The organism is Pedobacter soli, from assembly GCF_900101435.1.
Classification (GTDB): Bacteria; Bacteroidota; Bacteroidia; order Sphingobacteriales; family Sphingobacteriaceae; genus Pedobacter; species Pedobacter soli.
In genome coordinates this window covers 39,376-60,247 of sequence record NZ_FMZH01000020.1, presented here as the reverse complement: position 1 = coordinate 60,247, position 20,872 = coordinate 39,376, and the positions used below count along the sequence as shown (strand labels likewise).

At 40.6% G+C, this 20,872-nt stretch carries 19 protein-coding genes; 11 read left to right on the top strand and 8 right to left on the bottom strand.

Annotated features, from left to right (window positions below; all coding sequences use genetic code 11):
- The first annotated feature begins 327 nt into the window (after window positions 1-327).
- The 6 genes from dnaE (at window position 328) to BLR37_RS24170 (ending at window position 8,791) form a co-directional block, all read left to right on the top strand.
- Window positions 328-4,761 carry a DNA polymerase III subunit alpha gene (gene dnaE, locus BLR37_RS24195; protein WP_090773195.1) on the top strand — a complete coding sequence of 1,478 codons (4,434 nt, stop codon included), beginning with the start codon at window positions 328-330 and terminating at the stop codon, window positions 4,759-4,761.
- A gap of 156 nt (window positions 4,762-4,917) precedes the next feature.
- On the top strand, window positions 4,918-5,238 hold the full coding sequence (trxA, locus tag BLR37_RS24190; protein WP_039482143.1) for a thioredoxin: 321 nt from the start codon (window positions 4,918-4,920) through the stop codon (window positions 5,236-5,238).
- A gap of 126 nt (window positions 5,239-5,364) precedes the next feature.
- Window positions 5,365-6,579: a PQQ-dependent sugar dehydrogenase gene (locus BLR37_RS24185; RefSeq protein WP_090773192.1), complete on the top strand. Its 1,215-nt coding sequence runs from the start codon at window positions 5,365-5,367 to the stop codon at window positions 6,577-6,579.
- Window positions 6,580-6,814: 235 nt separating this feature from the next.
- Window positions 6,815-7,732, top strand: a complete 918-nt coding sequence (locus BLR37_RS24180; RefSeq protein ID WP_090773190.1) for a DUF58 domain-containing protein — start codon at window positions 6,815-6,817, stop codon at window positions 7,730-7,732.
- A 73-nt stretch (window positions 7,733-7,805) separates the two neighbouring features.
- A complete protein-coding gene (locus tag BLR37_RS24175) occupies window positions 7,806-8,270 on the top strand; it encodes a peroxiredoxin (protein ID WP_090773188.1) in 465 nt (154 codons plus the stop codon).
- Between the two features lie 2 nt (window positions 8,271-8,272).
- Entirely contained in the window at window positions 8,273-8,791 is a 519-nt protein-coding gene (locus tag BLR37_RS24170; protein WP_090773186.1) for a DsbA family protein, read from the top strand.
- A 159-nt stretch (window positions 8,792-8,950) separates the two neighbouring features.
- Here BLR37_RS24170 and BLR37_RS24165 read toward each other — a convergent pair whose 3' ends face one another.
- From BLR37_RS24165 to BLR37_RS24155, 3 genes are all read right to left on the bottom strand, one after another.
- A complete protein-coding gene (locus BLR37_RS24165) occupies window positions 8,951-9,409 on the bottom strand; it encodes a hypothetical protein (protein ID WP_090773184.1) in 459 nt (152 codons plus the stop codon).
- Between the two features lie 390 nt (window positions 9,410-9,799).
- Window positions 9,800-10,930 carry a 4-hydroxyphenylpyruvate dioxygenase gene (hppD, locus tag BLR37_RS24160; RefSeq protein WP_090773182.1) on the bottom strand — a complete coding sequence of 377 codons (1,131 nt, stop codon included), beginning with the start codon at window positions 10,928-10,930 and terminating at the stop codon, window positions 9,800-9,802.
- A 117-nt stretch (window positions 10,931-11,047) separates the two neighbouring features.
- On the bottom strand, window positions 11,048-12,208 hold the full coding sequence (locus BLR37_RS24155; RefSeq protein WP_090773180.1) for a homogentisate 1,2-dioxygenase: 1,161 nt from the start codon (window positions 12,206-12,208) through the stop codon (window positions 11,048-11,050).
- A gap of 276 nt (window positions 12,209-12,484) precedes the next feature.
- Here BLR37_RS24155 and BLR37_RS24150 point away from each other — a divergent pair, with 276 nt between their 5' ends.
- The 5 genes from BLR37_RS24150 to BLR37_RS24130 all read left to right on the top strand — a co-directional run bounded on the left by BLR37_RS24150 (window position 12,485) and on the right by BLR37_RS24130 (window position 16,207).
- Window positions 12,485-12,955 (top strand): hypothetical protein, encoded by a 471-nt coding sequence (locus BLR37_RS24150; protein WP_090773178.1) that lies wholly within the window; start codon window positions 12,485-12,487, stop codon window positions 12,953-12,955.
- Between the two features lie 67 nt (window positions 12,956-13,022).
- Complete coding sequence (locus tag BLR37_RS24145; RefSeq protein WP_090773176.1) at window positions 13,023-14,018, top strand: fumarylacetoacetate hydrolase family protein; 996 nt, start codon at window positions 13,023-13,025, stop codon at window positions 14,016-14,018.
- Between the two features lie 145 nt (window positions 14,019-14,163).
- Entirely contained in the window at window positions 14,164-14,571 is a 408-nt protein-coding gene (locus BLR37_RS24140; RefSeq protein WP_090773174.1) for a four helix bundle protein, read from the top strand.
- A 120-nt stretch (window positions 14,572-14,691) separates the two neighbouring features.
- A complete protein-coding gene (locus tag BLR37_RS24135) occupies window positions 14,692-15,579 on the top strand; it encodes a flavin reductase family protein (RefSeq protein ID WP_090773172.1) in 888 nt (295 codons plus the stop codon).
- Between the two features lie 22 nt (window positions 15,580-15,601).
- Window positions 15,602-16,207, top strand: coding sequence for a YdeI/OmpD-associated family protein (locus tag BLR37_RS24130; RefSeq protein ID WP_090773170.1), 606 nt, complete (start codon window positions 15,602-15,604; stop codon window positions 16,205-16,207).
- A gap of 85 nt (window positions 16,208-16,292) precedes the next feature.
- Here the strand turns inward: BLR37_RS24130 and BLR37_RS24125 are convergent, their stop codons facing one another.
- The 5 genes from BLR37_RS24125 to BLR37_RS24105 all read right to left on the bottom strand — a co-directional run bounded on the left by BLR37_RS24125 (window position 16,293) and on the right by BLR37_RS24105 (window position 20,869).
- Window positions 16,293-16,838 (bottom strand): C40 family peptidase, encoded by a 546-nt coding sequence (locus BLR37_RS24125; protein WP_039476620.1) that lies wholly within the window; start codon window positions 16,836-16,838, stop codon window positions 16,293-16,295.
- 115 nt (window positions 16,839-16,953) lie between these two features.
- Window positions 16,954-17,328 carry a DUF4870 domain-containing protein gene (locus BLR37_RS24120; protein WP_090773166.1) on the bottom strand — a complete coding sequence of 125 codons (375 nt, stop codon included), beginning with the start codon at window positions 17,326-17,328 and terminating at the stop codon, window positions 16,954-16,956.
- Window positions 17,329-17,369: 41 nt separating this feature from the next.
- Entirely contained in the window at window positions 17,370-18,071 is a 702-nt protein-coding gene (locus BLR37_RS24115) for an SDR family oxidoreductase (protein WP_090773164.1), read from the bottom strand.
- Window positions 18,072-18,304: 233 nt separating this feature from the next.
- Window positions 18,305-20,086, bottom strand: a complete 1,782-nt coding sequence (locus tag BLR37_RS24110) for an aromatic amino acid hydroxylase (protein ID WP_090773162.1) — start codon at window positions 20,084-20,086, stop codon at window positions 18,305-18,307.
- 270 nt (window positions 20,087-20,356) lie between these two features.
- Window positions 20,357-20,869 (bottom strand): GtrA family protein, encoded by a 513-nt coding sequence (locus tag BLR37_RS24105; protein ID WP_090773160.1) that lies wholly within the window; start codon window positions 20,867-20,869, stop codon window positions 20,357-20,359.
- Between the last annotated feature and the right edge of the window lie 3 nt (window positions 20,870-20,872).

The window sequence follows — 20,872 nt, the reverse complement described above, 5'->3', positions numbered from 1 at the left end:
GTCAACATCTGTAATATTTCGTGTCTAGCGGGACCTCAACTTGCCTCTCTTTTCTGATTGTTATATATAAATATAAAGATATGAGCGGGGCTGAATGCTCCGATGAAAAACAGGACCAACCGTTTCCAAAAAAAATACTAAGCATTTAAGCCACCTTAACAGCTATTATTTTTAGACCCATAAGGTTTTTAAAACCTTATAGGTTTGTTTAGGTTAGGTCTGTTTCGTCATTTTTTGTTGATAATTTACTGACAACTTCCGCTATCAAATTCCTTATTTTTGAAGAACCGTTATTATTCTTAAACGGCTAATTCTTTACCGCACTATATGTACTTAATTTTTGATACCGAAACCACTGGTTTGCCTCGTAATTACAACGCACCCATTACCGATACGGATAACTGGCCACGTTGTATTCAGATTGCCTGGCAGCTGCACGATGAGATGGGGAGATTGGTTGAACATCAGGATTATCTGGTAAAACCGGAGGGGTTCAACATCCCTTACGATGCAGAAAGAATTCACGGTATTTCTACCGAGCTGGCAGCAGAGCAGGGAATTGGCTTTGATGAAATGCTGGCCAAATTTAATGAGGTTTTAAACAAGGCTAAGTTTATTGTAGGGCAGAATGTTGGCTTCGATGTAAACATTATGGGTTGCGAGTTTCACCGTTTTGGTGTAGCCAACCGCCTGGCCGAAATGCCTGTTTTAGATACCTGTACCGAGGTTACCGCACAGCTTTTGCAATTGCCGGGAGGTAGGGGCGGAAGATTTAAACTGCCTACGCTAACCGAACTGCATTCCTATTTATTTGGCGTTCCGTTTAGCGAAGCGCACAACGCAACCGCCGACGTTGAAGCTACCACACGCTGTTTCTTAGAGCTGGTAAAAAGAGAAGTTTTTAAAAAGGAAGAGTTACAGGTAGATGTTGAATATTTTCCGCGTTTCAGGGAAGTAAACCCGGGCTTAATTGAAGGTGTTGGTTTAACACACATCAACTTAAAAGCGGCATCTGACGAAATCCGCAAGCGCATTCAAAAAGCCGAAGGTGGTGGCATTTCCAAACAGGAACTTGCCGGTAACAGGCAGGAGCTCGCTGCTGCAACCTTTGTGCATTTACACAACCATACGCAATTTTCGGTATTGCAAAGTACCATTAGCATTTCCGATCTGGTAAAAGCAGCAGCGGCACAAAAAATGCCTGCCGTAGCCATGACCGATCATGCTAATATGATGGGGGCTTTCCACTTTGTAAACAACGTACTTAATCATAATAAAGCAGCCGAAGCCAAAAATGCTGCGGCAATAGAGGCCGGCGAACGCCCAACCGAGGTGGTAATGACGCCTATTGTTGGGGTAGAGTTTTTTGTTTGTGCAAACCACTTAGACCGTACCGCAAAAGACAATGGCTACCAGATGGTATTGCTGGCCAAGAATAAAAAAGGTTACCATAACCTGGCCAAAATGTCGTCTATAGCCTATACCAAAGGGTTTTATTATGTGCCGCGTATCGACAGGCAGATTATTGAGCAATACAAGGAAGATATTATTGTTTTATCGGGTAACCTGGGCGGTGAGATTTCGAACAAGATCTTAAATATGGGCGAAACCCAGGCAGAGGAAGCACTGATCTGGTGGAAAGAAATGTTTGGCGACGATTTCTACCTGGAGGTGATGCGCCATAACCAGGAAGATGAAGACCGGGTAAACGAAACGTTAATTGCTTTAGCCCGTAAACATGCCGTTAAGCTGATTGCTACTAACAATACTTATTATGTAAGTAAAAAAGATGCCAATGCGCACGACATTTTACTTTGCGTAAAAGATGGCGAAAAGCAGGCCACACCAATAGGCCGCGGTCGGGGTTACCGTTATGGTTTGCCTAACCAGGAGTATTATTTCAAATCGGCTGATGAAATGAAGGCGCTTTTTGCCGATCTGCCCGAGGCGATTTTAAATATTCAGGATATCCTGAATAAGGTTGAGACCTATAAACTCGCCCGCGAGGTACTCTTACCTAAATTTGATATTCCGGAAGAGTTTCTGGTTGCCGAAGATGAAACCGATGGCGGCAAACGTGGGGAGAACAAATTTTTAAGGCACTTAACCTACGAAGGAGCCAAACGCCGCTACGGAACTTTAACCGACGATGTAACCGACCGACTTGATTTTGAGCTGGCAACCATCGAGAAAACCGGTTATCCGGGTTACTTTTTGATTGTACAGGATTTTATTGCCGAGGCGCGCAACCTTGATGTATCGGTAGGGCCGGGCAGGGGATCTGCTGCCGGATCGGCGGTGGCTTACTGTTTAGGCATTACCAATATCGACCCGATTAAATACGATCTCCTTTTCGAGCGTTTCTTAAATCCCGACCGTGTATCCATGCCCGATATCGATATCGACTTTGATGATGAGGGTCGTGGCCGGGTAATGGATTATGTAATTAATAAATATGGTGCCAATCAGGTAGCGCAGATTATTACTTACGGTACCATGGCTGCCAAATCATCGATCCGCGATACGGCGCGCGTGTTGGATTTACCATTGTTTGAGGCCGATAAAATTGCCAAGCTGATTCCGAATATGAAGCTGGCTAAAATCTTTAACCTCGACGAGAAAAGTTTAAAGGATGCTTTACGGCCCGATGAATATGAGAAAGTTGTAGAGCTGAAAAACCTGGGTAGCCAGAAAGATTTAAGTGCTGAAACCATTCAGCAGGCACAGGTTTTAGAGGGTTCGTTACGGAATACAGGTATTCACGCCTGCGGGGTAATTATTACGCCGAGCGATATTACCAACTTCGTTCCTGTATCGGTAGCTAAAGATTCTGATTTATATGTTACCCAGTTTGATAACTCGGTTGTAGAGAGTGCCGGTTTATTAAAAATGGACTTCCTGGGGTTAAAAACCTTAACCCTGATTAAAGATACCGTGAAACTGGTAAAGAAAAGGCACCAGATTGATCTCAATCCCGATAATTTCCCGATTGATGATGTAATGACCTACGAGCTTTTCCAGCGTGGCGAAACCATTGGTATTTTCCAGTACGAGAGTCCGGGTATGCAGAAGTACATGAAAGAGCTTAAGCCAACGGTTTTCGACGATTTAATTGCCATGAACGCTTTATACCGCCCGGGACCGATGGAGTACATTCCGAGTTTCGTTCGCCGTAAAAATGGCGAGGAAGAAATTAAGTACGATTTGGATGCCTGTGAGGAATATTTAAAAGAAACCTACGGGATTACCGTTTATCAGGAGCAGGTAATGCTTTTATCGCAAAAGCTGGCCGGCTTTACCAAAGGTGAGGCCGACGTTTTGCGTAAGGCCATGGGTAAGAAACAGAAAGATGTACTCGATAAAATGAAGCCTAAGTTTGTAAAACAAGCTTCGGAAAAAGGTCATGATGCTACTGTTTTAGAGAAAATCTGGAAAGACTGGGAAGCATTTGCATCTTACGCCTTCAATAAATCGCACTCTACCTGTTACGCCTGGATTGCTTATCAAACTGCTTATTTAAAGGCACACTATCCGGCCGAATACATGGCTGCGGTACTATCCAACAACATGAGCGACATTAAGCAGGTGGCTTTCTTTATGGAAGAATGTCGCCAGATGAGTGTTACCGTATTGGGACCAGATGTAAACGAATCTGAACTTAAGTTTTCTGTAAATGCAAAAGGCGAGGTGCGTTTTGGGATGAACGCAGTAAAAGGGGTAGGTGAAAAAGCGGTAGAAAGTATTATCGAAGAAAGAACCAATAATGGTACCTATGCCAGCGTGTACGATTTTGCCAAACGTTCCAATACCCGTATTGTAAATAAAAAAGCTTACGAGAGTTTTGTATACAGTGGTGCTTTCGATGCTTTTGGCGGGCACAGGGCACAGTATTTTTATATCGGTCCGCACGATAAAATGAACGGTATTGAGAAGATTATCAAGTTTGCCAACGATTTTCAGAACAATGAGAGCACTTCGCAGGCTTCGTTGTTTGGTGGTTCGAAGGCCGATCTGATTTTAGAACCTTCGTTACCGGTTTCGCCGGAGTGGGCACTAATGGACAGGCTGAAATATGAAAAAGATGCCATCGGGATTTTCCTTTCTGGGCACCCATTAGATAATTATAAATTAGAACTCGATAAATTTTGTACCCATAACGTTAAGCAGTTAAGCATTATTAACAAAGTGCGTATGGGCGATAGTAACGAAGATGTGCTGGCCGAATTTGATAAACTGAAAAACCGCGAGCTTTGTGTGGGCGGTTTAGTGGTTACCGCATCGCAGCGGATTACCAAAACCGGTAAACCTTTTGGTACCTTCGTTTTCGAAGATTATGATGATGCTTCGGAAATGGCCCTGTTTGGTGAAGATTTCTTAAAGTTTAAATCGTTTTTAACTGAGGGGTATTTCCTGCAGATCAGGGGCCGGGTTGGCGAACGTTTTGGTAAGGCCGGCGATTGGGAATTTAAGATTACCGCAATTAACCTGATGTCTGAACTGCGCGATAAACTAGCCAAGAGTTTAACCATACAGCTGCCTATTGAAAGAGTAAACGATCAGCTGATGCGTGAAATTGAAGCCATATTAGCAGACAATAAGGCAAACTCTGAGCAGCAAAACTGCCAACTTAACTTTGCCGTTTTTGATAGCGAAAAACAGATTATGTTAGATCTTCCGTCAAAAAACCTTAAAATAAACCCAAACAATAAGTTCCTTGAACAATTATTGGGTTTACATGTTGTTAACTATAAGTTAAACTAGCATTTAGCGTTAGGCGCTAAGCGTTTAGATGTACCGAAACGCTAAGCGCTTGTCGCTCCACGCGCTACGCTTTGCTCAAAGAAATGTCAAATTGGCATTACAGAATTGGTGGCATTACAATTGAATACATATATTTGAACATAAAAAAAATTAATTATGGCATTAGAAATCACAGATGCAAACTTCGAGGAGCTTGTATTAAAATCAGATAAACCCGTATTAGTAGATTTTTGGGCAGAATGGTGTGGCCCTTGTCGCATGGTTGGTCCAGTAGTAGAAGAGATCGCTAAAGAATATGATGGTAAAGCGGTAGTTGGAAAAGTAAACGTTGATAACAACCCTCAAATTTCAATGCAGTTTGGTATCCGTAACATCCCTGCTTTATTATACTTTAAAGGTGGCGAAGTGGTAGACAAACAAGTTGGTGCTGTTCCAAAATCAGTATTGGCAGAAAAATTAAACAAGCAACTGGCTTAGTTTAAGCTAAAATGTAAAGAACACAGCCTGCGGGCTTGTAACATATTTAAAACCCAAATCTATTTAATAGATTTGGGTTTTTTTATGCAGACTTATTTTTGTTTCTTTAATAAAAAACTAACAATCATGACTATTAACTTAATAAATAACAAAACTTTAGGCGTTTTATTAACGGGTTTAGCATTAAACTGCGTAAATATGGCCTGTGTTTCGGCGCAAAATCCGGTCGAAACCAATGCGCCATCGGCAGATTATAAGCCAGCCTTTGCCGGACAAACCAGAATTGCCGGTGTAAAAACCAAAGCCGCACTGGATGTTTCGGTAATTAACGAAAAATTAGAAAACCCATGGGCCATATCCGTACTTCCCGATGGCCGTTTTTTAATTACCCAAAAACAGGGTACCATGGTTATTTTAAATGCTGATGGGAAACTGAGCAAAAAGATTACCGGTTTACCTAAGGTAGATCCATCGGGTCAGGGTGGTTTACTGGATGTAACTTTAGATCCTAACTTTGCCAAAAACAGAATGGTTTACTGGGCTTATTCAGAGCCTCAGGAGAAGGGTGTTTTACTGGCCATTGCCAAAGGAAAACTGGCTGCAAATGAAACTGCAATAGAAAACCAAACCATTATTTACCGGGCTACACCAGCTTATAATGGTAAACTGCAATACGGATCGCGTATAGTTTTTGATAAAAACGGCAACTTGTTTGTGAGCACGGGTGAGCGTTCGGGCAACGATATCCGCATGCAGGCACAGTATTTAAATTCTTCGCTGGGTAAAATTTTACACCTTACAACCGATGGTAAAGCTGTAGCCAATGGTCCGTTTGCAGGTAAGGGCGATGCCCGCCCCGAAATTTATGCCCTGGGCTTGCGTAATCCTGATGGTTTAGCCATTAACCCACAAACCGGCGACTTATGGGAAGCAGAATTTGGTCCTAAAGGTGGTGATGAGGTAAATATTATTAAACCAGGTAAAAACTACGGCTGGCCGGTTATTACCTATGGTACCGAATACAGTGGTAAGCAGGTAGGCGATGGCATCCAACAAAAAGAGGGTATGGAGCAACCGGTTTACTACTGGAACCCAAGTATTTCGCCAGGTTGTATTGCATTTTACAATAGCAACAGCATAGCCGAGTGGAAAGGTAATTTATTTGTAGGTGGTCTGGGTGGTTCGCACATCATTCGCCTGGTTATTAAAAATGATAAAATTGTGGGCGAAGAAAGGTTATTAGAAGGTAAAGGTGAGCGTTTTAGGGATATGGTAGAAAAAGATGGCGCACTTTATTCGGTAACCGATAACGGGCATTTATACCGCATCGCGAAGAAATAGTATTTGATAAGGTTGTTTGGTGAGCCACCAAACAAGGAATACAAAGTGTTTGGTATGCTTCGAAACATGGCATACATGCTACCCCGCAGGTTTAAAACTTGCGGGGTATTTTTTTATTTTAGGTAAACCTCACAGGTTTCAAAAACCTGTGAGGTTTGGATATGCGAGAATTTAAAACCTGCGAGGTTTTGATTAACGGAAAGGTTTTTTATAAATCTTTTATTAGCTTTACGCAATGCAGGCAGTAAACTACGAAAACGAAACAAGCTATGGTAATTTAGAATTGCTTGCCCGGCAGGTAGTAGAAGGTTTTATTACCGGTTTACACAAAAGCCCTTTTCATGGTTTTTCGGTTGAGTTTGCCGAACACCGCCAGTATAACAATGGCGATAATGTTAAAAATATCGATTGGAAACTTTACGCAAAAACCGATAAACTCTACAGTAAACGTTTCGAAGAAGAAACCAATCTGCGTTGCCAGTTCGTAATCGATGCTTCTTCGTCGATGTACTTTCCCGAGCCTAAAAATAACAAGCTCATTTTTGCCATACAGGCTACGGCATCGTTAATGTACCTACTTAAAAAACAGCGCGATGCTTTTGGACTGAGCCTTTTTACCGACGAGATCTTGTTAAATTCTCCGGCAAAATCGACCACGGTACACCAGAAGTTTTTATTTGCCCAGTTAGAAGAACTGCTGCAAAAACCTAAAGTTAACGCGAGGACCAATTTAAGCGAATCACTGCACCAGGTGGCCGAGCTGATTCACAAACGTTCGCTGGTAGTTATTTTCAGCGATTTGTTTAACACCGAAACCAGCGCTGAAAAAACAGATCAGTTTTTTGATGCCTTGCAACACCTTAAGTTTAATAAGCATGAGGTGGTGGTTTTTAATGTGGTTGATAAAAGCCGGGAAGTAAATTTTGAATTCGAAAACCGCCCATATCAGTTTATTGATATGGAAACAGGCGAAACCATCAAAGTGCATACTAACCAGGTTAAAGAAAATTATACCGCTGCGGTAGCTGCTTATCGCCAGCAAATTGCTTTAAAATGCGCCCAGTATAAAATTGATTTGATTGATGCCGATATGAATGAAGGATTTTATCCTGTGCTGCAGGCTTATCTCATTAAAAGGCAAAAGCTAGGCTAATCTTACTTAAGGCAAACAACAGATAGGCAACGCTGTTAATATCCATACACGATTTAAATTTAAACTCCATAATATGTTAGAAAAAGGCACTATAGCTCCCGATTTTGAATTGAACGCTACGCCCGATCAGAAAATAAAACTCAAAGATTTTAAAGGCAAAAAAAATGTAATCCTGGCTTTTTATCCTGCCGACTGGAGTCCGGTGTGCAGCGACCAAATGGCGCTTTACAACGAAATGCTTAAATATTTTACTAAACACGATGCGCAGATTTTTGGTATATCTGTAGATAGCACCTGGTGCCACTTAGCGTTTGAAGAAAACCGTAAACTACACTTTTCCCTATTGGCCGATTTTGAACCTAAAGGCACTGTTGCTAAAGCCTACGGGGTTTACGACGAAAAAACCGGAACAAGCGAAAGGGCACTTTTTGTAATTGATAAGGAAGGTAAAATTGCCTGGAGTTATTTATCGCCCATAGCAGTTAATCCTGGTGCCGATGGCATTTTAGAAGCTTTAGAGGAACTTGACCCGCAATAATTATGAGCACATTAAAACCCGAAGTTAACAGCAACGATCATATTCAGGGCGATGATACCGCCAGTGTTACTATAGTAGAATTTGGCGATTACCAATGCCCTTATTGTGGAAATGCTTATCCCATTCTAAAAGAAATTGAAGAGACCTTTGGTCACCAGATCAAATTTGTGTTTCGCCATTTTCCATTGGCTAATGCCCATCAGTATGCTGTTCCAGCTGCCCTGGCAGCTGAAGCGGCAGGTTTGCAAGGCAAATTTTGGGAAATGCACGATGCGCTTTTCGAAAACCAGTACAGGTTAGATGGCGATTTATTTGATGAACTGGCCGAAACCATTGGTTTAGATCTGGAAAGGTTTCGACAAGACAGTGTTTCTGATGTGCTCAGAGAGAAAGTGGAGCATGATTTCGACAGCGGGGTACGAAGCGGCGTAAACGGAACCCCATCATTTTATGTAAACGGAGCCAAGTTTGATGGAGCTGCCACGGACCTATATCAGATGCTTAAAGAAAGTACAACGTAACAATTTTTACAGTAACCTCCAGGACCCAGTAGGTATTCCTTTTCTTAAGAAGATTGTTATGCTGAACTTGTTTCAGCATCAAACCCTGAAATACCCGTCAGACTGGCCGGGCGTAAATCTGATAGCTATCGGATCAGGGTGGCGATGAAGAGCTATCTTTTAATCAAGGGTGAAGTTAATATTCATTGTATATTTGATACGGATATCTTTGATCTCATGCACTTCACAGTCATTTGTAGCTAAAAGCTGGGGAATAGTGATCGTGTGATTTGGTTTAAGGTTAATCTTTTGCTTGATCTCATAAGCTTTATTGCAACCCTTAGCCGCATCACCATCCAGGCGAAAGGAAATGTCGGTTATTGTTTGTTTGGTTGTGTTTTTGAATGTGATTTGGGCAAATGTTCTTGATTTACTATCTCGGGTGTACTTAAGCGTTTTTACATAAACAGTATTTTGCCTGTTAATGGTATCATTTAACATTGGTTTTAAATATTGATGTTTTTGGGGTACTATCTTATCCTGTTTTACTGAATTGAGTTGATTGCCTGTTTCCTGTAATGGCATTTTCAAGGCTCCGTAGCAGAGTATCATCAGGATTCCTAATGCTTTAGCGATCATAATTTGAGCTGTAGTTATTTTAGTAGCTGTAAGTTATTGCTTTTTTTTAAATAAACCTACTGCGGCGTTTGAAATAAAAAACCTCATGTATTTTGCAATACATGAGGTATCAGATAAGGGTAACCGGAAAACTAAAAAACTAATTATGAGTTTTTAGAATTTAACAAAATAGAAATCGCTTCGTGTTTTGTTATTTCAAAGGTGCACTTCAATTATGAAGTTTTAGTGAAGAAACCTTTACCCATCTGTATTGCATTATTGATGTTACAAGTTATTGATTGGTCTTGTATAAAGTACGGTTAGCCTATGTTGTCACGTTGAGCCTGTCGAAACGCTTAAGATAATTTCGGCAGATCCTTCGACAGGCTCAGGTTGACATCCTATGGGTTATTACAGGTTTCCTCTCAACTCTTGTTCGCGCTCTAACGATTCGAAAAGGGCTTTAAAGTTACCTGCCCCAAAGCTTTGTGCACCTTTACGCTGAATAATTTCGAAGAAAAGGGTTGGTCTGTCTTCAACCGGTTTGGTAAAAATCTGTAACAAATAACCTTCTTCATCACAATCAACCAAAATACCAAGGCTTTCTAAAAGGGCAATTTCCTCATCAATTTTACCTACACGGGCGGGCATCATATCGTAGTAAGCTTCTGGCGGGGCACTTAAAAACTCTACGCCACGTGCCTTAAGTTCTTTAACCGTTTTAACAATATCTTTTGTGGCAACCGCAATATGCTGAACGCCTTCGCCTTCATAATATTCAAGATACTCTTCAATCTGCGATTTCTTTTTACCCTCGGCAGGTTCGTTAATCGGAAATTTTGAATAGCCATTACCGTTACTCATTACCTTACTCATCAGGGCCGAGTATTCTGTATTGATTTGTTTATCATCAAACGACAGGATATTTACAAAACCCATTACATCTTCATACCATTGCACAGCCTCGTTCATGCGGTTCCAACCCACATTACCCACGCAATGATCGATGTATAAAAGACCGGCATCTGCAGGTTGATAATCGCTTTCCCATACACGGTAACCTGGCATAAAGGTTCCGGTATAATTTTTACGCTCAATAAACATGTGTACGGTTTCGCCATAAGTATAAATACCACTCATTTTTACCTCACCATATTCATCGGTTAAAGTTTTAGGCTCCATATAAGGCTTTGCACCACGTTTGGTAGTTTCTTCGAAAGCGCTGTAGGCATCATCAACCCAAAGGGCCAGCACTTTTACCCCATCTCCATGTTTTTTTACATGTTCTGATATGGGGTGGTCTGATTTTAATGCGGTGGTTAAAATCAACCTGATTTTGCCCTGTTGCAATACATACGAAGCCCTGTCGCGCACACCAGTTTCGGGACCGGCATAAGCCAGGCTCTGAAAACCAAATGCTGTTTTGTAATAATGTGCAGCTTGTTTGGCATTACCCACATAAAATTCGATGTAATCTGTTCCATTTATCGGCAAAAAATCCTGTGCCTTGGCTATCTTTTCTGCAAATGTTTGTGTTTCCATTATTTTTTGTTGTTGTAAACGTTGTAATGTTTTAAGGTTAAATGTTGTGTAACCGTTAATTATTATATCTAATTCGACTCTGGACTCAAGACTTCGGACTCAAGACTCCAAACTCAGTTACCCTTCCTGCCAGCTCTTATGATAATTTTCGTCTTCAATCTCAAGGGCATCTTCGGTAATCATTAAAGGCTGAAAAGGATCGATCATTACGGCCAGCTCATCGGTTTTTTCTTTTCCGATCGATTTTTCTACAGTACCCGGGTGCGGGCCGTGAGGTATTCCGCCAGGGTGAAGTGTAATTTGTCCTTTTACCACACTTTTGCGACTCATAAAATCGCCATCCACATAGTACAACACTTCATCGCTATCTACATTGCTGTGGTTGTAAGGTGCGGGGATTGAATCAGGATGGTAATCGTATTTGCGTGGTACAAAAGAGCAGACTACGAAATTATGTCCTTCAAAAGTCTGGTGGACGGGTGGGGGTTGGTGTAAACGACCGGTAATGGGCTCAAAATCGTGTATCGAAAAAGCGTAAGGGTAATGGTAACCATCCCAGCCTACGTAATCGAATGGGTGAGTGCCATAAGTGTAGGGATAAATTAGTCCCTGTTTCTTAATTAGTACTTTGAAATCGCCATATTCATCATGCGTTTGCAGGTTTTCAGGCAGGCGTAAATCGCGTTCGCAATAGGGGGCATGCTCCATTAACTGGCCATACTGGTTTAAGTATCTTTTTGGTGATCTTAAGGGGCTAAAACTTTCTACAATAAAGAGGCGGTTTTCTTCAGTATCAAATTCCATCTGGTAAATGGTTCCACGGGGAATAATGAGGTAATCGCCATAACCAAACTTGATTTCGCCAAAGCCGGTTTTCAGCTTACCGGTACCCTCATGGATAAAGATCATTTCATCAGCCTGGCTATTTTTGTAGAAATAATCTGTCATTGATTTTTTAGGTGCCGCCAGAACGATATGCAAATCGTTATTGACCAAAACCGGCTTTCTGCTTTTTAGAAAATCATCTTCCGGTTTAATGTTGAAACCAATTAAGCTGGTATGTTTCAGGTGCTTTGCACGGGCAATTTTTGGCTCAACACTATAAGGTTCGCCCAGATGTTTTACAATTGTTGGCGGGTGACAGTGATAAACCAGCGAATACACACTCGAAAAACCTTCGGTTGATACCAATTCTTCGGCATAGAGATTCCCGTCGGGTTTGCGAAAAACCGTGTGTCGCTTAGCTGGAATCTGCCCCAATTTATGATAAACAGGCATAATATATGATGTTATGGTTAGAAAAAAATCCTAAGAAATAAACAATTCAAACGGCAATGCGTTTCAATTAAAAAAAAGAAAGGGGGGATAAATTACAGAGAATACTGAGCCATGATCAGCTTGGATAGCATCTTATAGCGACGGGCCGCAATTGCGTCGTTTACTAAAGTAATATGTAATGCTTTTAAGATCATAGTTTTAACGCAGCCAAGGTAAGTATTTTATTTAAAATTTGAAATTTTAATTACCTTTAATAACTCAACAAATCTCCCGCACATGAAATTTATTCTTACGATCCTCTGCTGCCTGGCCTTTGCTTTTGGCAGTTTTGCGCAACAACAGCATTCAACACCAAAAGCAAAATATAAAATTAAAATAGTTGATCGTAAAGGAAAGGTAACCCGTGGATTGTTTTATGCAGCCTATGATGATGGGTTAACGTTAATTAAAAATCGCAGAGATACTGTAAAATTAAGTGCCGATAGCATTTCTGCATTGTATATTCACCGCAGGGGTATTGTAGCTCCTTTGGCTATTGCGGGTGGTTTAACCTTTTTTGTGCTGGGTGCAACAAGCGATAAGCTTGCCGAATCGTTTCTGCTCATTGCTGCAGGAGTGCCCGCCGGAGTGGCCGGAGGTTTACTTATTGGCGAACTTTTTGCTAACAAAAAATATTATAAACAGCTGGAAGCAAAAGATTTTCCGCTAATCAAACCGAACCTTCAAAAGTATACTGCAATAAAATAATAGCGCTTAAATTTTATTTTGAGCAGCCTAATTGCTTAGCTTTGTCGGGTATTTAACCAAATGATATATGAAATTAGTATCCTATAAAACCGAAGACAGAGAGCATCTTGGCATATTTATAAACGGACATATTTATAACCTGAACAGCTGCGATAAGCTGTTGCCAGATAATATGAACGAGTTTTTGCATGGCGGCGAAGTGTTGATGGAGAGGGCTAAAAGGGTAGACGACCAGATAAAAGAAGGCAGTTTACAGGCCAAGGAAGAAATTTTTTATGAGCTTTTGGCTCCGGTTCCGCACCCTACCAGCTGTCGTGATGGATACGCTTTCAGACAGCATGTTGCTGCAGCCCGCAGAAACAGGAAGGTTGATATGATCCCTCAGTTTGATGAATATCCGATTTTCTATTTTACCAATCATAATGCCATCCAGGGAACAGGCGAAATTGAATGCATGCCCGATCATTTTGATAAACTCGATTTTGAATTGGAAATTGCCGTAGTTATTGGTAAAAAGGGCAGGAATATAACTGCTGCCGAGGCCGATAGTTACATTGCCGGTTATATGGTAATGAACGATATGAGTGCCCGTACTTTGCAAATGGAAGAAATGCTTTTAAACCTGGGCCCGGCCAAAGGAAAAGATTTTTCGACAGTTATTGGCCCATGGCTGGTAACACCTGATGAATTGTTGCCTTATAAAGTGCCTGCAAAAGAAGGTCATGTTGGTAATACTTACGATTTAAAAATGACCTGCAGGGTAAATGGTATCGAAGTTTCGAGAGGAAATGCCGCCGATATGGACTGGACTTTTGCAGAAATTATTGAGCGTTGTGCCTATGGGGTAGATATTCTTCCAGGAGATGTAATTGGTTCTGGTACAGTAGGCACAGGCTGTTTCTTAGAGTTAAACGGCACAGGTTTGCTTAACGATCCGAACTACAAAGTACAATGGTTGCAACCAGGTGATGTAGTAGAAATGGAAATTACCGGATTGGGTGCATTAACCAATAGAATTACGAAAGCTGATACTGATTTTTCGATACTTGCGTTGAAAAAATAGTTGAAACGTTTTTTAATAAATAGTTGAAACGTTTTAACGTTGGAATGTTTTAATGTTGCAAATTGCATAGCTGGAATCGAAATGCTTTAAAACATAAGACCTGTACTTTAAGCCAAATTTATATATTTAATTAAAAATTATATAAATGGCAAAGGTTGAGCGGTTTGAGGATTTAGAAATATGGCAATTGGCTAAGCAGATTGGCGTTGAAGCTTACCGGATTTCGGATATAGAGCCTATGAAATCTGATTTTGGTTTAAAAGATCAGTTTCGCAGAGCTGCCATGTCAATGTCGGATAATGTTGCAGAAGGCTTTGAATATAACAATAACGCCGACTTTATTCGGGTTCTTGTATATGCAAAAGGATCGTCAGGTGAGTTTCGAAATAAACTGATTATTCTGGAAGAGGCGGGGAAACTCAGCACTACAGATTATAAGTTACTTTACGAAAAATGCATCGAATTTTCGGCTAAAACTAAACGTTTCATCGATTATTTAAAGGATTTTGAACAGAAAAAGAAAGCACTTAAGAAGAGAAATAACTCCATTTAAGTGCTTTTTATTAAACTGTTTTTAAACTTGCTATTTTTAGCTTTTCGCCAGGTGCACCCAAAACATTCCAACTTTCCAACATTTGAACCTTCCAACATTATATAAACAATTTTTTTACTTGTGCTAACTTTAAATACCTCCGATTTAACCCCCGTACAACTGCAAAACTATCTGCAGTACGCCATTGCGCCACGACCGATTTGCTTTGCATCTACGATCGATGCCGAAGGGAATATTAATTTAAGTCCTTTCAGTTTCTTTAATATGTTTAGCACTAATCCGCCGATTTGTGTTTTTTCACCTTCAAGGCGCGTGCGTGATAATACCACTAAGCATACTTTAGAAAATGTGCTCGAGGTTAAAGAATGTGTAATCAACATTGTTAACTACGATATGGTACAGCAAATGAGTTTAGCCAGTACCGAGTATGCCAAAGGTGTAAACGAATTTGAAAAGGCAGGTTTTACCATGTTAAAATCTGATCTGGTGCAACCTCCGCGTGTGGCTGAAGCGCCGGTTCAGTTCGAATGCCTGGTAAATGAGGTAATTGCATTGGGCGATAGTCATGGTGCCGGAAACCTCATTCTGGCGGAGATTAAACGCATACACATTAATGAAGCCATTTTAGATGCCGACGGGAAAATAGACCAGCAGAAAATAGATTTGGTAGCCCGTTTGGGAGGCGACTGGTATTGCAGGGTAACCGCCAATAATTTGTTTAAAGTGGCAAAACCCCTGGCTAAATTGGGAATCGGTGTAGATAGTTTGCCTCATGCGGTGCGTTATTCAAAAGTATTAACAGGTAATGATCTAGGCATGTTGGGTAATGTAGAGGTTTTACCCAGTGATGAAGCTGTTGATTTGATTAGCAACCATGCAGAAGTTAAGGAAGTGCTTGATGCTACCATTGGTGACGCCACAAACCGTGAACGTGAACTGCATGAACTTGCCAAAAAGTTTTTAAATAATGGCGATGTAGAATTTGCTTTAAAAATTGTTTTGCTTTAAATTTAGTTTAAGACTTTAAGCTATGTATACAATTGTTCAGGTAGACCAGTACATTATTAAATCGGCCGAATTTGCGATTCCAATTCTGGATCATTTACGCAACCTGGTGCATAAGGCCGATGCCCGCATTGAAGAAAAAATAAAATGGGGTATGCCTAGTTTCGATTATAAGGGTATTGTATGCCAGATGGCGGCCTTTAAGCACCATTGTGTTTTCGGTTTTTGGAAAGCTTCTATCATGGAGGATGAATATGGTATTTTCAAAGATAAAGGAGATGCTATGGGTGGTTTGGGCAGAATTACCTCTTTTGATGACCTGCCTGCTGATGAGATCCTGATTGCCTACATTCAGCAAGCGATTAAGCTCAATGAGGATAATGTTAAATTACCAGCAAAGCTAAAGCCAACTGAGAAAAAAGAACTAGTTGTACCTGAATATTTTATCGATGCCCTAAGTGAAGACCCAAGAGCGCTTGCCGTTTTTCAGAACTTTAGTCCATCGAACAAAAAAGATTATGTACTGTGGCTCGAAGAAGCCAAAACTGAAGCCACCCGCTTAAAAAGGTTAGCAACCGCTGTTGAATGGATAGGAGAGGGTAAGAGCAGGATGTGGAAATATCAGAAGTAACTCTTTAAAGCGGAATTAAACATTGTAACGTTTTAATGTTGGAAGGATTTAATGTTTGTTTTAAGTCGGCAATTTATTCAATCATTTAAAGTATACTCACCACTTTCATGAAACGGTTTTTATAGTGCCCGTTAAAATCGGTAATGGTTACGCCGTGAGCCTTGCCTGACGAGGCGTGGATAAATTTAATCCCATTCTCATCAATAGAATAAATAATGCCTACATGGCCAATTCTTCTAATGCGCGAGTTACTGCCGGTAAATATCAATACATCGCCAACTTTGGCATTTTCGAGTGTAGTTTCTGTACCGGTATAGCTAAACTCTCTTGATGATCGGGGTACCTTAAAGCCAAAATTGCTGAATACATAACTCACAAAGCCCGAACAATCGAAACCAACTTTTGGATTGCTGGTGGCATAACGATAGGGAATGCCAAGCATACTTTTGGCAAAATCGATCAAACTCTCGGTTTGTTTCTCAGGATCCTTATTAGTTGATTTATTTTCTTTTGGGAGGCTGGCAACCAGCTTTTTAACCAGCTCCTGATATTGGGCCGGTATTACTGTTTGGGCTTTTCCTGCGGTAGCAGACAAAATGAAAAACAAAATCGGGACTATTATTTTCTTCATATGCTGGTGCCAAAGATATAAAAAATATCTAAAGGCCATTAAAATGTTGAAAATGAGTGGAAACAAAAAAGTCTGGATAATTTTACCCAGACTCCAATTCATATATTTGGTTCGGTTAAATACCAGGGAACATGGTTTGAGCCCGATCGCCAATTAATGGGATGGCTTTTTTCTCACCCTGTGCAGCACCAATTAAGCCAATAATCCACAGTACAAAAAGCCCGATTTGTATAATGCGGAGAATATAAATACCTGTTTCGAAGCCTGTGGTAAACAGTAGAGGAATCAGGAATAAACTTAACCCCCAACTCAATACAGTTGATACCAAATGAAACAACAGTGTTTGCTTTAAATGATACCTGCTTAATTCGGTCTGGTTATCTTTATACATGGCAAAATAGGCTATAAGCCAGCCAATAAACCAGAAATAGCTTACAATTGCCGCATTTTTTCCGCTGTCGGCTGTGCTGAAAGGGGTATTTGTTTCCATAGATTTTTAGTTTTTAATGTAAATTACTAAAAAATAATAACTTATGGAGTAGTTACTGCTACCGGTAAAATTTTTCCGTTAAAGAATTTATGTCCTGTTTTAGCAAAATCGCATACATATTTGCCCATTTCGAAAGCCATAACCGGACTTTGATAGCCTGGAAAAGCAGTTTCGAGCATTTCGGTTTGCGCAGAACCCAGGGCGAGGCAATTGATTTTGATACCTGTTTCGGCCAGTTCGAAGGCTAAGCATTCGGTAAGGGTATGTAATGCTGCTTTACTGGCAGAGTAGGCCGAAAGGCCAGGGAATTTAACGCTGCCCTGAAAACCACCCATACTGCCGATATTTACAATGTGGCTTCCGCTTTGCATTAAGGGGAGTACATTCTGGATCATCCTGAAATGAGAAATTACGTTGCTTTGCAGCATTTCGCCCAGGTCAACCTCGGTAGTTTCTAAAAAGGGTTTATTAACCAAAGCACCTGCGTTGTTAATGAGTATATCTATGTTACCTAAACGCTCTTTTAAAAAGGGAACCAATGCTGCGTAATCATCGTTTACAATATCGAACTCAACAGGTAAAAGTGTACAATCGGGGTTAATGCCCTTTGCAATTTCTAAGAGTTTACGCAATTTATCTGCCGAACGGGCAATGGCAACAATCTTGTTTTCTTTCTGTAAGCTAAATTCTAAAGCAGCTTCGAAACCGATACCGCTACTTGCACCTGTAATTATAATGTTCATTAAAGTTGTTTAAAATTGTTGTAAAGTTAAAAGATAAAATTGTCCTCGTTTGTAACGAGGATTACTGAGAACGGCGATTTTATCGCTGAATATGAAATGTCATACTATAAAATTGAAATATAGGTGCATTAAACATCATTCAAGTTTAATAAAAAAATCTTGTTTCAGGATAATATACATCACATTAAAAATGTGATTCTCTCTTCATCCCCGTTACAAACGGGAACGATATATCAATCTTCAATAATCAACTGGCTTACCGGGTTTTTAATTACATGCAATCCGTCGTTAATTAATTTTGTATGATCTGGTTCTTTACTGGCTTTTATTTCTAAATAAACCTGTATTTCTTTTGCTAACTGCTGATAGATTTTTTTGTGATAAACTATTTCGAGTACCTCTAAAGCACAAAGCCAGTCGTGCCTGTGGTTGAGTTTTAAATCCTCAAAAATACGGGCAAGTTGATCATGATTTTCATCACCTTCGCGTATCTGGCGCACGGTTTGGTAAAGTTCATGCAGTTTCAGTGTTTTAGCATCATAGGTAAGCTGATGTGTTTTCTCTTCGCTCATGAGGGTAATAGATTCAAAAGCATCTTTATCGGCAGCACCATTAAAAACGGAGATAATTTTAGCACCTACTGCCATATCGTAAGTGCCCCACTCCGGCCTGAATAAAATGTTGCCATTACTTTCGGTTACCGTACAGTTGTTAAAGGCAATTAAAATAACTTTGTCGTTTTCTTTTAAAATCGCTTTAACAAGGCCAACAACTTTAATTCCGCTATCGAACAGGAGTTCGGTTTGGTGGCCAACAATAATTCCTGCGTTTTCAAGGTCGGCATGAGTAAAATCTTCTAAAAGCTGACTGACATTTTTAAGCTTACCTACCGGCGATGAAAAACCATCTGCATGGTAATCTTTGCCATGCTCTTGAAGCTGCTTACCATTAAAAGCCAAAGCAGATGGGCCTGTTGTTTTAATGAAAGTAACCTCATCGGTAGCACTAATGCCCATATCAGTAAAAATACCACTTACCTGTAAGCCCGAACTGTAAACAGCTGTAGCCACATTTTTGCAGGCAATGGCTTTCATAACACTTTCTGTTCCGCCACGCCTGAAAGCCATGGTGTCGGCAAATTGTTCTAAAACATCGATCAGGTTTTGAAAGGTTTCGGTAACAAAAAGCTGTGGCTGTGGTTTGGTAATATCGTATTGGTAATTTACCGTACCGATATTGTACCAGAGCTTTTCTACATCTTTTTGCATGCAAGTGGCACTTTCGCCAATTGATGAAAGTAAGCCTGCACCATAAATTTTAGGGTTTTCTAAGGTGCCAATCAGGCCGTATTCTACCGTCCACCAATGCAGTCGACCCAAAAGTGCCATTTCTGAAGGCTCGCCCATGTTCTCGCTGATGTAACGCAGGCTTTTTTCGGCCTGGGCAATTTCTGCGGCATCGGCATCTACTGCTTCTTTTAAAATGGAAAGCTTCCTGATGGCCTCGTAAAGTTCGAAATCTTTTGCCGAAAACATGGCTTTAGCGCCAATTGAACCAAAATAACTCAGGTAATTGTTGTAATCGGTATCAGCTATAATTGGGGCATGTCCGGCGCTTTCATGTATAATGTCGGGGGCAGGGGTATATTCAATGTGGTTAATCTGACGGATATCGGCCGCAATAACGAGTACGCGGTAAGCCTGGTATTCCATAAAAGCGGCAGGCGGAATAAAGCCATCAACGGTAACGGCACCCCAGCCAATTTTACCGAGGTTATCGTTCATGGTTTGCAAATCGGGAATGTGCTCGATACTTAAACCTGCCCTTTGCAAGCCTTTTATGTAAGGGTAGTAAGCTACATTTTTAAGGTAACTGTAGTTCTGGCGCATTACATAACGCCACACAGCCTGATCTATAGGGGTATATTTTTGGTAGTTCTGCGCTACAATAAATTGCTTTAAATGGTTGGGCAATTTAGCAACCTGCACATTATTAAAATCGTTAAAATGGCTCATTGGGTCAAGAAGAATAAGTTGGTTGGTAACAAAGTTAGGTTGTTGTTTTTACCTAAGCAAGAATGCTGCCGCATAAATTAACAGGTTAAGGTAATAAAGGTAAAACCAATTTTTGGGTGGCTTGCCCTAAACCGAAAATAGCAGCAGGTTAGCGGCAAAATAAACCCGACTTAGTGAAAAGCCCGTAAACCGAAGGATGAGGTGCGGACTTGTAACGAGGGCGGGAGTGTACCTGCCGAAAGGCTACCAATTTGCTTTTCGGATAAAAAATCAGTGCTTTTTCTTCTCTTTTTTACCCCCTATTTTTTTTACGCTAAAGGTAAAGTAATGTTGATACAGATAGCTAAAAAGGGCCATTAAAACCGAAACCAATATACGTGAAAGTACGGCAAGGGTTGGATAATCTCTTAGCAACTCGAGTAAAAATTTTAAGAGCACGTAGTTGGCCAGTATATTGATAAACTGCAGGTTTAAGAACCGAAACAGCTGTACCCTCCCTTTTAACTCGCTATGTGTAAATATGATGTATTTGTTGAGTAAAAAACTGGTTGGGATGGCAATGCAATAATCGACAAAAAGCGAAGCCGTTTCGCGCTGAACCACCAATAGTCCAAAATTTACTTCCTCGGTTTTGAAAATGAAGAAGTAGGCAAAATAATAGCTCAATATACCCAGTAACAATGTGCCGCCACCTGTAGCCAAATACCTGAAATTATGCAGCGAAATATATTTTTTAAAGGGCGGGTGAAAAAAATCGATGAGGGCTAATATGGCTACGCGCATTGT